Source organism: Clostridium sp. (assembly GCF_051656525.1).
In the GTDB taxonomy this organism is placed as follows: Bacteria; Bacillota; Clostridia; order Clostridiales; family Clostridiaceae; genus Clostridium.
In genome coordinates this window covers 1-14,293 of record NZ_JBOGCC010000060.1, presented here as the reverse complement: position 1 = coordinate 14,293, position 14,293 = coordinate 1, and the positions used below count along the sequence as shown (strand labels likewise).

Sequence of the window (14,293 nt, the reverse complement as noted above, 5' to 3'; positions counted from 1 at the left end):
TCACATCAGAAAATGCAAGTGGAAGTACATCACAAGCAGCTAATATTGTAGAAGCTATAGAAATGAAATCTAAAACAATATTAATAGATGAAGATACATCAGCAACAAACTTTATGATAAGAGATGATATTATGCAAAGCTTAGTATCTAAAGAAAAAGAACCAATAACACCTTTCATAGAACTTGTAAGAGGGTGTTATGAGCAAATGGATATATCAACAATTATTGTAGTAGGAAGTTCAGGAGATTATTTTGACATTGCAGACACTGTAATACAAATGGATAGTTATGAAGCTAAAGATGTAACAGAAAAAGCAAAAGAATTAAAATCAGGATTAATCCTAAAAAGAATAGAAGAAAGAAATGCAAAAATAAATATAAATTTAAATAGAATTCTAAAAAAAGGTTCAATAGAAAAAGGACAAAAAGGAATAAAAATAAAAACATTAGGAACTGATGGATTTATAGTAAATAGAGATGAAATAAGCCTAAGATATGTAGAACAAATAGTAGATAAAGAGCAAGTTGTAACAATAGGAAATATCTTAAAATATGTAGATGAAAAGATAGCAAACAACAAAATAACCCTAAGCAAAGCAATAGACAAAGTACTAATTGAAATAAATGAAAAAGGAATGCTAAACTTAAGTTATTCAAAAGGTGGTATAGGAAACCTAGCACTTCCAAGAAAACAAGAGATAATGGCAGCTTTTAATAGATACAGAAAGCTGAAAGTAGAGATGGAAAAATTATAAAAGATATAAAGTTATGTAAAAAAGTATAAATTAAGGATAAAACACCTTAAAAATATATCATAAAAAGAGTAGAAAGTAAGAATACTAATACCATGAATATATTTTATAAAGATGAGGTGTTGAAAAATGAAAAGAAGTACATTAACAGGATTATTAGGATTAACAACAGGAATGATAATGGGAGTTGTAGGATGCAAGACTTGTAAGTGTGTTAAGAAGATGGTTAAGGAATGTCATAGCTGTAAGACTATATGTAATTATGATGATTATTGTGATTGTGATGATTATATAGATGAAGATTTTGATATGGACGATGAAGAGGTTGATTATGACATTGAGTATAAGTATGAGCCTACAATAGAGGCTTTTGAAGGTGATGAAATAATAAATAGAGCAGATTTAGATAAAGAAAAGATGAATAAACAAAATTATAATGTGGAAAGCAAAGATAAGAATTATAACGTAGAAAATAAGGGTAAAAGTTATAATGTAGAGAATAGAGTTAAGGACTCTAATACAGAGAATAAAGATAAGAAAAATAGTAAAATGGAAAAATAATATAAAAGGCAGGAAGATTATAGAAAGTAAATCTTCTTGCCTTTCTAGTTTGTAAAAAAATTAACAAATTGTTAACCTTACTTGAGAAGAAAATTTATGCTAAACTAATATTTGTTCAAAAAGAAAAACAAAGGAGAAAAGGATGAATAAAGAGAAAAAATTAGTAGTTATAGCATTAATGCTTGTAACTTTTCTAGCAGCATTTGAAGGAACTGTAGTAAGTACAGCTATGCCAACAATTGCTAGAGATTTAAACGGGTACAACCTTATAAGTTGGATATTCTCAGCATATCTTCTAACATCAGCAGTTTCAACGCCTATTTATGGTAAACTATCTGATTTGTTTGGAAGAAAAAGGATTATAACAATAGGTATTATAATATTTTTAGTAGGTACAACTTTAAGCGGATTATCAACAAGTATGGTAGAGCTTATAATATTTAGAGCAATACAAGGACTTGGAGCTGGAGCAATTCTTACACTTACATATACAATAATAGGGGATTTATTTGAAACAAGTGAAAAAGCAAAAATGCAAGGATTTTTAAGCACAGTATGGGGAGTTGCTAGTATTTTAGGACCTTTTGTTGGAGGCGCAATACTTGCAAAACTTTCATGGCATTGGATTTTCTTTGTTAACATACCATTTGGATTAGTAGGAATGTACATGATAAATAGACATTTCCATGAAAAAGTTGTTAAGAGAGAAGCTACAATAGATTATTTAGGATCATTATTCCTAACTGTTGCAATTGTTGCATTATTATTTAGTTGTTTAGAAACAAGTGATATTAAACTCTTAGTATCATTATTAATAGTTTCAATAATAAGCTTTATAATATTCTGCATAGTTGAAGCAAAGGCAAAAGATCCAATAGTTCCTAAAAAAATCTTTACAAAAACAACTGTAATAATGAATATAGTTTGTTTTATTGCATCAGTAATTCTTATATCAATACAATCATATATGCCAATATATACTCAAAATGTATTAGGATATAGTCCATTAATATCAGGATTATTTTTAGCACCAATGTCACTTGCATGGTTTATGACATCATTTATACTTGCAAAGACATTACCAAAGTATGGTGAGAAAATAATAATAATAGTTGCAATAGTAATATTAATAGTAGCAATGGGAATCGTTGAATTATTAGGAATAAATACAAACATAATAGTATTAATAATAGCAATGTTTATAATAGGATTTGGATTTGGTGGAGTAATGAATACATCAATAATAGTAGTTCAAGAAGCAGTAGAACCAAGAGATATTGGAGTTTCAACATCAACAACAACATTAATAAGAACACTTGGGCAAACAATTGGAGTTGCAATCTTTGGAGCAGTAATGAACTCAGCTGTAACAAGACATTTTAGTAGTACAGGAATAAATGGAGTAACACCAGATAACTTAAGTCCAACAAATAATATATTCCATTTAAGTATGGAGCAAATAAAAAATGGATTCTTTGCAGGAGTTCACAGTATATTCTTTATATTATTCATAGTAGCAATAGTAACAATAGTATTTGCATTAATACTACCTAAAAAAATAAAGAGATAAAGATAAATCCACTAAGTATAAATTTACTTAGCGGATTTTTTTACATTGATATATTATTAGCATCTAAAATTGATTTATATTTTTCTTTAAACTCCGAATTTGGAATTCTAACTAATGTATCACTCATTGGAATATGATAAAAGGATTTATAGTTTTCATGCCAAAGAACGTAAGGTTGCCAATACCATACATAGGTTTGGTCATGTGGAATATTATAAGGAATATCTATTGAGGTTTTTCCTTCTTTAACTTCTACTGCTTGAACTACATTTCTTGCAACAGTTATTTTATGAATTGGTGTATATACATAAAATAATCTAGCAAATCCTAAAATTGTTGCAATTAAAAATAGAGTAGACAAAACAATGAATATTTTTTTTGTTAAATTAAGTTCATTAACTAATATTCCAATTAACGCAACAAAAAAGATATACATTGGCATAAAGCAACGAGGTCCAATTGGAGATACAAAAAATAAAGGTAATGTTAATGTTCCTATTCCTAAAGTGAAAAATATCCCCATAACTTTATTTTTAGTTATATTTACAAAGAATATAACTGATAATAAGATAGTAATATAAAAAAGTATACTTGCAATTGAGCCAAATATATTAGCCTTATCTACAGCAGCATTAATATGAACTAAATCATATTTTTTCAAATATACAGTGACATATAAATAAGAACTAACTAGAGTAAATATAGTCATATAAATCATCAGTAAAAATCCTAAAATTTTTGATTTTTTAAATCTAATTGATCTAACAATAATCAATATTAAAAGAAAAGTTAATGTGAAATTTATAAATACATTAAAGAAAACTAATTGTTTATACATATAAGAAAATAAGTTATATAGCATTGATGATACATTAAAACTAAAACTTCTATACCATCCAGCATGAATTGCAACTTTATGGTAATTTGAATTTTGAAACATAAGGTACATACCTAAAATAGTACCTAAAAAATGACTTACAGCAATTGAACTTATTTTTTTGAATTTAATTAAAACATAAATTAAAACAGTTAAAGATAATACAAGATTAAATAAAGTAACAAATTCCATAAATAAACAGGCACAAACAGCCATAATAAAAACAGGAACAATAAATAGTTTGCTTATTTTAGGATAACTTTTATTTAAAAATTTTCGTACTATAGCTAAATAGGCTAGTATAAATACAGAGCCAGGTACATAGTTTGAAAATCCTGCTGTCCATACGATAGCTTGAGCTAGAATTTCTCTTGGCATTAGAACTAAGGAAGCTCCTGCAACAAATATAAATAAAACTTTATTTGATTGTTTGTCTATAAATTTACTAATGAAATAAGTGATAAGAATAAAAAGTAACATCATAACTAAAGTTTTTAAAACTAAACTTCGTGTAAGTGCCATAACTAGAAGATTTCCAAGATAACGACCGTTATAACCTCTAAAGAAAGTGTGTAATTTGTCTAATCCTTGAGCACTTCCCCAAAATAAATCATCAGCTGTATATGGAAACATAGTAAGTAGTTTTAAAAAAAGTCCAATAAAAATAATTGAATAAATAAATCCAGTTATTAGTATAGGATTATTAAATTGTTTTTTAGAATCACAAAGTGATTTATTTTTAGATTTCATAAAAATACTCCTAACTATATAATTAAACTAATTTTATTATAATATCAATTTATTATGTAGTGGATATAAATGGTTTATTAATCTTTTGATAACAAATTTTACTAAAAAAAGAAGAACTGACATCTTATAAATTCAGTTCTTCTTTATATAATATTTTAAAATATTAAATTTGCCATAAGTACTATTATAGGAAGTGTAATTAAAGTTCGAGTTATAAAGATTATAACTAAATCTTTGAAGTTTACTGGGATTTTTGAGCCTAGTAGAAGTCCTCCTATTTCTGACATATATACAAGCTGAGTTACTGATACTGCAGCAATTATAAATCTTGTCATTTCTGATTGAATACTACCTGCTAAGACTGAAGGGAGGAACATATCAGCAAATCCTACAACCATTGTTTGAGAAGCTTGTATAGCTTCTGGAACTCCAAGCATTTTTAATATTGGAATAAATGGTGTTCCTAGTATTTGAAAAATTGGTGTATATGTTGAGATTATTAATGCAATAGCTCCCATTGCCATCACAATTGCTAAAACTCCAACCCACATATCAAAAATATTTTTAAGTCCTGATATAATAAATTCTTTTGGATGTGCTACTAATGAAGCTTTTTCAACAGCTTTTTCAAGTCCATAAGAAAATGAGTTGTATCCTTCAGGAATAGCTTCTAAATTTTCTTTTACTGTATCATCTATAAGAGTATTAGGCTTTTTTGATAATGGTGGAATTCTAGGAATTATTATAGCAGCTAAAACTCCAGCAACTGATACTGTTAAGTAAAATGGTACGAACATATGATCAAGTCCTACTTGAGCAAGTACAACAAGACAGAATGTTATTGAAACTGCTGAAAAGTTTGTACTAATAATAGAAGCTTCTTTTTTTGTATAATATCCAAGCTCATATTGTTTTGAAGTAAGAAGTATTCCGACACTTCCATCTCCAAGCCATGATGTTATACAGTCTATTGATGAACGTCCAGGTAATTTGAAAATAGGACGCATAAATTTTGTAAGTATTGTACCAATAAATTCTAATAGACCAAAATCTAATAATAATGGCAGTAGAAAACCTGCAAACATAAATACGCAGATTAAAATTGGTAGCAAGTCATGAAGAATAAATCCTCCTGTATCCATTGACCAAAATATTTCAGGACCTATATTGAAATTTGCAGAAATTACAAAAATCATTCCTAAAATTCTAGCAATAAGCCAAATTGGTGTAACATCAAAAAGATGTTTAAGATAGGAATTATTCATTATAAATTTTGGTTTTAAAGTTTTTGCAAGTATACTTCCTAGAGCTGATATAGATATTATTAGTGTTGCGAAATAAAGTAAATTGCTTCCTAAAATATCAACAAAAAAATTAGCTAAAAAAGCTATAGGAATTGTTACCTTTCCATCTATGCTCATTGGAGTCATGAATAATAAAACGCCGATGGTAGAAGGTATAATGAATTTTAATAAATTTACTTTTGATAAAGGTTTTTTATTCATAATCATCCTCCAAAAATTAATTTTTATACATTTAATAATATATTTTATGCAATGTATATACATAATAATATAAGGCACGGAAAAAATAAAGGTTTTTTTACTAAAAAGTTCAAAGTTTATACATAAATTGTCCATATGGTTAAAAAAGGCATGTATTATTTTTTGAAATTTACAGATACTATAAGTGTAAATAAGAGCAAAGGAGTTGAGCAATATGCAAAAAAATGCAATTCAAAACGTAAACTGTTCTTTAGGTGATTTACAGGATGCTAAATGTAGTTTAGAACAAGCTTTAACAACTGTAGAAAAGCCAGAAAACAAAAAAATGATACAGGATTCATTGAACTCAGTAAATGAATCAATTAATTGTATCGAATGTACAATCAAAAATTACAAAGAAAGTCCTAGATAAGAGTACCTAAATTTTTAGGATTTTCACCCATTCAATAAAAGATACCTTTACTGATATTTATTATAAATGTTGGTAATGGTATCTTTTTTGTTTAAATGATGAAACAATTGTTAAATTATATATTATAATAAATATAAATATTTAATTGTAGGGAGAATTTTAGATGACATATAGAAAAGAAATAAGAAAAGCTAAAAGAATTGTTATTAAAGTTGGAACATCAACTCTAACTCATGGAACTGGAAGTATCCATCTTAGAAGAATTGAAAGACTTGCTATGGTTATTTCAGATTTAATGAATGAAGGAAAAGAAGTTATCCTTGTAACATCAGGAGCTATTGGAGTTGGAACGAGTAAGTTGAAATTAAAGGAAAGACCTCAAACTATAAGAGAAAAGCAAGCAGTTGCAGCAGTGGGACAGTGTGAGCTTATGCATATTTATAGTAAGTTTTTTGGAGATTTTAGTCATGTTGTTGGGCAAGTACTTCTAACTAGAGATGTAGTTGAAGATGAGCATATTAGAGAAAATGTGTGTAATACTTTTGAAACTCTTTTAGGAATGAGGATATTACCAATAGTAAACGAAAATGATACTGTATCAATAGATGAGATTGAGAATATAGTTAGATTTGGAGATAATGATAATCTTTCTGCAATCGTAGCTTCTTTGGTGAAGGCAGATTTACTAATTATTCTTTCAGATATAGATGGTTTTTATGATAAAGATCCAAGAAGTAATGAAGAGGCGAAACTTTTAGATGTAATTGAAGAAATTACAGAGGAGATTGAAAATGCAGCAGGCGGTGCTGGAAGTGAATTTGGAACTGGTGGAATGATTACAAAAGTTATGGCAGCAAAGGTTGCAAATAAGTCCTTTGTTAATATGGTTCTTGCAAATGGGGAAAATCCAGATGTAATTATAGATATATTAAATGGAGAAAAAATAGGAACTGTATTTTTAAAAAGAAAATAGGAGGAAATAATAATGAATATGCTAGAAATTTTAGGAGAAAAAGCAAAAGAAGCAAGTTATATACTTGCTAATGTAAGTACAACAGAAAAAAATGAAGCTTTATTAAAAATGGCAAGTAAACTTGAAGAAAATGCTGATTTTATAATAGAAGAAAATAAAAAAGATTTAGATAAGGCTAGAGAAAAAAGGACTTCAGAGCCAATGCTAGATAGACTAGCTTTAAATAAAGATAGGATTAATGGAATGGCTAATGGGTTGAGACAAGTTGTTAGTTTACCAGATCCAGTTGGAGAAGTTATATCTATGTGGAATAGACCAAATGGACTTCAAATAGGACAAAAGAGAGTTCCTATTGGAGTTATTGGAATAATATATGAGGCTAGACCAAACGTAACTTGTGATGCAGCAGGTCTTTGTTTAAAAACAGGAAATGCAGTTATATTAAGAGGTGGAAGTGAAGCTATAAATTCTAATATTGCAATAGTAAAAGTTTTAAGAGAAGCTTCAAAAGAAACAGGAATTCCAGAGGATTCAGTACAATTAGTAGAAGATACTTCAAGAGAAGTAGCAACGGAAATGATGAAACTTAATGAATATATAAATGTATTAATTCCAAGAGGAGGAGCTGGGCTTATAAAAGCAGTAGTTAAAAATGCAACAGTTCCAGTTATTGAAACAGGAACAGGGAACTGTCATATATACGTAGATTCAGAATGTGATTTTGATATGGCAAGAGATATTGTTGTGAATGCTAAAACATCAAGACCATCTGTTTGTAATGCAGCAGAAAGTTTAGTTATTCATTCCGAGATAGCAAATGAAATATTACCTATTTTAACAGATGCTTTAAGAGAAAAAGGTGTATTGTTAAAGGGCGATGAGAAAGCTAGGAAAATAATTCCGGATATGGAGGAAGCAACAGAAGAGGATTTCTATACTGAGTTTTTAGACTTTATAATGAGTGTAAAAATAGTAGAAAGTATAGATGAAGCTATTAAACATATAAATAAGTATAATACAGGACATTCAGAAGCTATAGTTACAAATAACTATGCAAATTCTCAAAAGTTTATACAAAGAATAGATGCAGCAGCTGTATATGTAAATGCATCAACTAGATTTACTGATGGAGAGGAGTTTGGATTTGGTGCAGAAATAGGAATAAGCACACAAAAACTTCATGCAAGAGGTCCGATGGGATTAAAAGAGTTAACTTCAGTTAAATATATTATTTTTGGAAATGGGCAAATTAGATAAAAGAAAAACACTTAAAGTTCGGACGCTTTAAGTGTTTTTTTATATTAATGCGATTAAAAAATGAAAACAATTTAAGGGCTACATGAGAAATGTAACCCACTATAAAATAATAAGTTAGTCACTTCCTTTTTTAAAAAAATAAAGGTAAATGCTCTTATTGAAAATTATCTGAAAATTCAAATAAATTATACTATAAAGAAGATAAAAAATCAAATTTATAGTATACTATATGCTAAAGTTAACTATAATGTTACAAAAATATAAAAAAGATATAGTTTTGTAACGTATTTTTTAAAATTATTTATTAAAAAATACTTTCCCAGTTTCGGGATTAAAAGTTTGAATGTCTTTATTAAAAACTTTTATTTGCTGAGAAGGAGTCAATTTTTTATCATCATCTAACGCACCGATATAATTTCCATAAAGAGGGTCTGGTATTGCAATAAATTTAGATCCCCAATCTTGTTCATATTGTGTAACCTCTTTTTTTTCTTCAGCACTATTTCCATGCATAATAGAGCCCATATCAGTTAATTGATCACCGATAAACATAACAACATCATATTTTTCCTCAAGTTGATTAAAAGTAGGTTGTTTACCAGATTGGTTAGGTGGTAATAAAATAACATGTCCAGGAATATTAGCTTGAGCAAAGCCAAGCTTATTTAAATTTTTAACTGTAGCATTTAATTCACTTTGTGATCTACCTGAAACATAGAAAATCTGAACACCATCGTTATTAGCTTGTTGAGTAAATTGAACAGAGCCAGGGATTGCTGTAGCTTCAGCATAATTAACCCATTTATTCCAAATTGAATAATCAAAACCATCATTATCATTTAACAATTCATAACCTTGAAAAGGAGCATTATTAAGGCAAGTTTCATCAATATCAAGAATAACAGCTTTAGGTTTAGAACTTGGTTCTTTTATCATGTTAGCTAAGCTTGTAGTTGCTGAATTAAAGGCTTGATATTCTAATGATTCTGCTTCACCACTATTTTCTAGCCAATTAAAAGCACCTTTCATATAGTCTCCCAGTTGGTCTTTAGAAGCTGAAACATTATAAGTATTTAATTTTTTTATGTATATATGATAGCAAGTTATTCCAACTATTGTAGAGCAAATTATACCACCAAGTATAAAGATAAAAAATCCTTTCAAAAAATGCCTTTTAGATTTCATTTACAAAACACTCCTTAAAACAAAATTTATGAAAATATTTTATCACGTTAAAGAAGTGCTAAAGTGAAGTCTATGTGAATTTCATCTTAAGAGTTAATTAAGATAAAAAAAAAAGTAGATTAAATATTTGCATATTTAATCTACAGCATGTCACTAAATTTAATTATCATCATTATTTGATCTTTTACTTATAAAATTAATTTTATCTTTTATTAAGTAAAGGGGTCTTCTTTTACTTTCATCATAAATTCTACCAATATATTCACCTATTATTCCCAATGAAACAAGCTGTACTCCACCAAAGAATACCATTACGCACATAAGTGATGTCCAACCAAGTCCTGCGTGGAAGAAGAACTTACTAACAAGTGCATATATAAGTATTAAAAAGGATATTATAATTGCAATTGTACCAAAGGCTGTCATAAGCTTTAGTGGCTTAGATGAAAATGAGATTATTCCATCACTAGCAAACTTTATCATTTTTGATAAAGGATATTTTGTTTCACCAGCAAATCTTTCATCTCTAGTATATTCAATGTAAGTTTGGTTAAATCCAATCCAGCTAATCATTCCTCTAATAAATCTATTTTGTTCAGGCATTTCTTTAAAAGCTTCAACAACGGCTTTATCAATTAGTCTAAAATCGCCTGTATCTTTAGGAATATCAATGTCTGACATTTTCCCTAAAAATTTATAGAAGCATTTTGCTGTTATAAGTTTAAATTTACTTTCACCTTTTCTCGTGCCACGCTTCCCATAAACTACATCAAAGCCTTCTTTCCATTTATCAAGCATTTGAGGAATAAGTTCAGGTGGGTCTTGCATATCCGCATCAATTATAATAACAGCATCTCCAGAACAGTTAAAAAGTCCTGCAGTCACAGCTAATTGATGCCCAAAGTTTCTTGCAAAATTTATAACTTTAACATTTAAATCTTTAGAAGCTATATTTGATAAAATTTCTAATGTTTTATCAGTACTTCCATCATTTATAAAAATAAGTTCATAATCAATATTTGAGATAGCATCCATAACAATTTTTAGTCTGTTATAACATTCTTGTGCAACTAATTCCTCAAAATACATAGGAACTATTACACTAACTAAGTCCTTTTTCAAAAAATCACCTCATAATAAATTAATCTATCATCCATTTTAAGCCAAATACCTTAATATTATAACATAAAAAGAAAAAATTAAAGAAATGTTATATAATTATTTTAAGATAATTTAAGGAGTTTTATTTATGAGAGACGAAATTTATACATTAATAACAGGTGCCACAAAGGGAATTGGATATGAATTAGCTAAAATTATAGGGAAAGATGGTAAAAATTTATTTTTAGTGGCAAGAAATGAAGATGAACTTAGGAAGATTAAAAAAGAAATGGAAGAAGAATTTAAAATTAAGGTTGATTATAGAAAAGTAGATTTATCAAATAATGTAGAACTTGAGAAATTTTTGATAGATTTAGATAATTATAATATAGAAACTATAATTAATAATGCTGGAATAGGAAGTTTTGGATATTTTGATGAAATAGATGAAAAAAAAGATGAGATGCTTATAAATTTAAATATAAAAGCACCGACTACGATTATTAAAAGATTACTTCCTAAAATGAAGAAGAGAGGACATGGAGCTATTATAAATATTGCATCTACAGCAGCTTTTGTAGGAGGTCCTAAAATGAGTACCTACTATTCTTCAAAGGCATATATTTTAACTTTAACAGAGGCTTTATATGAAGAATGTAAAGGCTTTGGTGTAAAGGTATCATGTATCTGTCCAGGTCCTGTAAAAACAGAGTTTCAAAGAGAGGCAGGAATAGTTAAATCAGAGAAAGCAAAAAAATATTTAATGAGTGCAAAAGTTGTAGCAGAAGAAGGGTATAATAGATTTAAAAAAGGAAAAGTAATTATAATTCCAGGATTTAAAAATAAGGTTATGGTTTTAGGGACAAAGCTTTTACCAAGGTGTATAATAAGAAAAATAATATTTAAAACAAATAGTTAGGGGGATTTGAAATGGGGATTTTTAGTGGAATAATGTTAGTTTCAGATATGGATGGAACTATTATAAATAAAGAGAAAAAAATATCAGGTGAAGATAGAAAAGCAATAGAATATTTTAAAGAAAATGGAGGGCTTTTTACTGTTGCAACAGGAAGAATGCTACCTTCAGCAAGTAGATATGCAATTGATTTAAAATTAAGTTTACCTGTAATTCTTTATAATGGATGCAAAATTTATGACTATGAAACAGAAAGTGTTTTAAATGAGTATACTTTAGAAGAGCATAGAAAAGAGATAATAAGAAAGCTTATGGAAGTTGAAGGAATAGGGCTTGAAGTATATTCAGAAGAAAATATATATGTATTTAAAGAATGTCATTTAACAAAGAGATTTTCAAAGCTTGGATATAATGTTGTTTTTGGCTCAGAAGGAGAGATTTGGGATAAAAAATGGACTAAAATATTAATAGTTGGAGAAGGAGATATTTTAGATAAATTTGAAGAAGATTTTTCAATGTATGATATAGAAAAACCTTTAAGAAGTGCTATAAAATATCTTGAAATAGTTCCTAATTCAGCATCGAAAGGACAAGCGTTAAAAGAATTAATAGAATTGAAAAAGCTACAAGATTATAAAGTGGTAGCAGTTGGGGATAACATGAATGATGAAGCCCTACTAGAGGCGGCAAACTATGGTTTTGCAGTTAAAAATGCTAATCCAAGATTATTAGAAAAAGCAAAATATATAGCACCATCAAACAATGAAAATCCTTTAGCATATATAGTTAACTGGATAGAAAAAGAGTTAATTGAAAAATAGAAAAGGCTATCACTTTTAAGTCAAGGTGATAGCTTTTTTTTAAGAAATTAAGTTTTCTTTTAAAAGAAAGGATTTAGCCACTTCTTCTGGGTTTTTTCCTTCTTCATCTACTTGGTAGTTTAAGTCTATCATTTTTTCTTTTGTTATCCTTCCTTTTAGTAAATTTAGGGTTTTTTCTAACTCTGGATATTTCTCTAAAGAGGCTTTATTTACTACTGGAACAGTATCATAAGGTGAGAAGAAATTTTTATCATCTTCTAATATTTTTAAATCAAATTTTTTTAAAAGACCATCTGTTGTAAAAGCATCTATAACATCACATTCACTAAGGGATAGAGCACTGTATCTAAGACTTCCATCCATTGCTTTGACTTTATTAAATTTTAAATTATAATGCTTTGATAATCCTTTAAGTCCATCAGATCTATTTTCAAACTCTAAAGTAGGTGTAAGTGTTAAGTCTGAACTTATTTTAGCTAAATCAGAGATTGTATTTAAATTATATTTATTTGCAAAATCCTTTGTAACTGTAAGGTTATAAGTATTATTAAAACCAAGAGGTTCTAAAAGCATTAAATTATGATTAGTATTTAAAAATTCATTTATATGATCGTAGGATTTTTTTGAATCGTTTATAGGCTTTTGATTCATAATATTTAAAAGAATAGTTCCAGTATAGTCAGGATATAAATCTATTTCTCCAGATTCTAAAGCTGCAAAAGCAATTGAAGAACCTCCAAGATTAAATTTTTTATTTACACTATAATTAGTGTGTTCTTCTACCATAAGTGCAAAAATATTTCCAAGAATAAGTTGTTCAGTAAAGTTTTTAGAGCCTATGGTTACTGAATCTTTACTGTTATTTATTACTGAATTAATAATAGAAATACTAAATAATACAGCTAAGACTGTGCTAATAACCTTAAGTCCTAAAAAATTAGACCTAGGAGAAGATGGGTTTAGACCTTTTGGCGTAACTAAAAGTTCTATTTTACCAAAAATATAATCTACTAATAAGGCAAGTATACAAGCGGGAATAGCTCCAGCTAAAATCATATTATTATTGATAGTTTGAACACCTGAAAACACAAGATATCCAAGCCCGCCAGCACCTATAAAGGCAGCTAGTGTCATTAGTCCAACAGAGGTTACAGCAGAAATTCTAACACCTGACATTATCATAGGAAGTGCTAATGGAAGTTGAATTTTAAATAAGACTTGATTTTTAGTAAGTCCAATTCCTTTAGCAGATTCTAACACAACAGGGTCTATTCCTGAAATTCCTGTGCAAGTATTTTTTACTATGGGTAATAGAGAATACATAACAACCATACATATAGCAGGTGTACTACCTATGCCTAGAAAGGGAATTAATATTCCTAAAAGAGCCATTGAAGGGATAGCTTGAACAAGGTTTATAGAACCAACTATTGGTTTTTTCAAAAGTTGAATTCTAGAAATAAAAATACCTAAGGGAATACCGATTATTATAGCTATAGATATAGCGATAATAGTTAAAGTCATATGTTGAATTGTTAGTTTTAAGATTTGCTCTTTTTGAGAAAAAATAAATTCAATAAAATTACCCAAGAATACTCACCTCCATATCAAGA

General features: G+C 28.2%; 13 protein-coding genes. 8 read left to right on the top strand and 5 right to left on the bottom strand.

Annotated elements, in window-relative coordinates; genetic code table 11:
* The 3 genes from ACRDDY_RS02215 to ACRDDY_RS02205 all read left to right on the top strand — a co-directional run.
* A partial coding sequence (locus tag ACRDDY_RS02215; protein WP_438563341.1) for a P-loop domain-containing protein occupies positions 1 to 755 on the top strand: 755 nt, incomplete at its 5' end.
* Between the two features lie 126 nt (positions 756 to 881).
* Positions 882 to 1,313: a hypothetical protein gene (locus tag ACRDDY_RS02210; protein WP_438563340.1), complete on the top strand. Its 432-nt coding sequence runs from the start codon at positions 882 to 884 to the stop codon at positions 1,311 to 1,313.
* Positions 1,314 to 1,455: 142 nt separating this feature from the next.
* A complete protein-coding gene (locus ACRDDY_RS02205; RefSeq protein WP_438563339.1) occupies positions 1,456 to 2,883 on the top strand; it encodes an MDR family MFS transporter in 1,428 nt (475 codons plus the stop codon).
* 40 nt (positions 2,884 to 2,923) lie between these two features.
* Here ACRDDY_RS02205 and ACRDDY_RS02200 read toward each other — a convergent pair whose 3' ends face one another.
* Positions 2,924 to 4,510, bottom strand: a complete 1,587-nt coding sequence (locus ACRDDY_RS02200) for a DUF6056 family protein (RefSeq protein WP_438563338.1) — start codon at positions 4,508 to 4,510, stop codon at positions 2,924 to 2,926.
* A 155-nt stretch (positions 4,511 to 4,665) separates the two neighbouring features.
* On the bottom strand, positions 4,666 to 6,015 hold the full coding sequence (locus tag ACRDDY_RS02195) for a YjiH family protein (RefSeq protein ID WP_438563337.1): 1,350 nt from the start codon (positions 6,013 to 6,015) through the stop codon (positions 4,666 to 4,668).
* Positions 6,016 to 6,229: 214 nt separating this feature from the next.
* On the opposite strand from ACRDDY_RS02195, the gene ACRDDY_RS02190 reads away from it, so the two are divergent.
* The 3 genes from ACRDDY_RS02190 (at position 6,230) to ACRDDY_RS02180 (ending at position 8,657) form a co-directional block, all read left to right on the top strand.
* A complete protein-coding gene (locus ACRDDY_RS02190) occupies positions 6,230 to 6,427 on the top strand; it encodes a hypothetical protein (RefSeq protein WP_438563336.1) in 198 nt (65 codons plus the stop codon).
* Positions 6,428 to 6,590: 163 nt separating this feature from the next.
* On the top strand, positions 6,591 to 7,400 hold the full coding sequence (gene proB / locus ACRDDY_RS02185) for a glutamate 5-kinase (RefSeq protein ID WP_438563335.1): 810 nt from the start codon (positions 6,591 to 6,593) through the stop codon (positions 7,398 to 7,400).
* 12 nt (positions 7,401 to 7,412) lie between these two features.
* Positions 7,413 to 8,657, top strand: a complete 1,245-nt coding sequence (locus ACRDDY_RS02180) for a glutamate-5-semialdehyde dehydrogenase (RefSeq protein WP_438563334.1) — start codon at positions 7,413 to 7,415, stop codon at positions 8,655 to 8,657.
* A gap of 297 nt (positions 8,658 to 8,954) precedes the next feature.
* Here ACRDDY_RS02180 and ACRDDY_RS02175 read toward each other — a convergent pair whose 3' ends face one another.
* Positions 8,955 to 9,842, bottom strand: a complete 888-nt coding sequence (locus tag ACRDDY_RS02175) for a 5'-nucleotidase, lipoprotein e(P4) family (protein ID WP_438563333.1) — start codon at positions 9,840 to 9,842, stop codon at positions 8,955 to 8,957.
* Positions 9,843 to 10,001: 159 nt separating this feature from the next.
* Positions 10,002 to 10,964, bottom strand: a complete 963-nt coding sequence (locus ACRDDY_RS02170; RefSeq protein ID WP_438563332.1) for a glycosyltransferase family 2 protein — start codon at positions 10,962 to 10,964, stop codon at positions 10,002 to 10,004.
* Between the two features lie 127 nt (positions 10,965 to 11,091).
* On the opposite strand from ACRDDY_RS02170, the gene ACRDDY_RS02165 reads away from it, so the two are divergent.
* Together ACRDDY_RS02165 and ACRDDY_RS02160 are read left to right on the top strand one after the other, a co-directional pair.
* A complete protein-coding gene (locus ACRDDY_RS02165; protein WP_438563331.1) occupies positions 11,092 to 11,862 on the top strand; it encodes an SDR family NAD(P)-dependent oxidoreductase in 771 nt (256 codons plus the stop codon).
* Positions 11,863 to 11,873: 11 nt separating this feature from the next.
* On the top strand, positions 11,874 to 12,680 hold the full coding sequence (locus ACRDDY_RS02160) for a Cof-type HAD-IIB family hydrolase (protein ID WP_438563330.1): 807 nt from the start codon (positions 11,874 to 11,876) through the stop codon (positions 12,678 to 12,680).
* Positions 12,681 to 12,719: 39 nt separating this feature from the next.
* On the opposite strand, the gene ACRDDY_RS02155 is transcribed toward ACRDDY_RS02160, so the two are convergent.
* Positions 12,720 to 14,270 carry an ABC transporter permease/substrate-binding protein gene (locus ACRDDY_RS02155; protein ID WP_438563329.1) on the bottom strand — a complete coding sequence of 517 codons (1,551 nt, stop codon included), beginning with the start codon at positions 14,268 to 14,270 and terminating at the stop codon, positions 12,720 to 12,722.
* Positions 14,271 to 14,293 lie beyond the last annotated feature (23 nt).

Bases quoted from the DNA above. Each gene is read 5' to 3' on its own strand.
- ACRDDY_RS02210 (WP_438563340.1), top strand. From the start codon at position 882: ATGAAAAGAAGTACATTAACAGGATTATTAGGATTAACAACAGGAATG.
- ACRDDY_RS02205 (WP_438563339.1), top strand. From the start codon at position 1,456: ATGAATAAAGAGAAAAAATTAGTAGTTATAGCATTAATGCTTGTAACT.
- ACRDDY_RS02200 (WP_438563338.1), bottom strand. From the start codon at position 4,510: ATGAAATCTAAAAATAAATCACTTTGTGATTCTAAAAAACAATTTAAT.
- ACRDDY_RS02195 (WP_438563337.1), bottom strand. From the start codon at position 6,015: ATGAATAAAAAACCTTTATCAAAAGTAAATTTATTAAAATTCATTATA.
- ACRDDY_RS02190 (WP_438563336.1), top strand. From the start codon at position 6,230: ATGCAAAAAAATGCAATTCAAAACGTAAACTGTTCTTTAGGTGATTTA.
- proB (WP_438563335.1), top strand. From the start codon at position 6,591: ATGACATATAGAAAAGAAATAAGAAAAGCTAAAAGAATTGTTATTAAA.
- ACRDDY_RS02180 (WP_438563334.1), top strand. From the start codon at position 7,413: ATGAATATGCTAGAAATTTTAGGAGAAAAAGCAAAAGAAGCAAGTTAT.
- ACRDDY_RS02175 (WP_438563333.1), bottom strand. From the start codon at position 9,842: ATGAAATCTAAAAGGCATTTTTTGAAAGGATTTTTTATCTTTATACTT.
- ACRDDY_RS02165 (WP_438563331.1), top strand. From the start codon at position 11,092: ATGAGAGACGAAATTTATACATTAATAACAGGTGCCACAAAGGGAATT.
- ACRDDY_RS02160 (WP_438563330.1), top strand. From the start codon at position 11,874: ATGGGGATTTTTAGTGGAATAATGTTAGTTTCAGATATGGATGGAACT.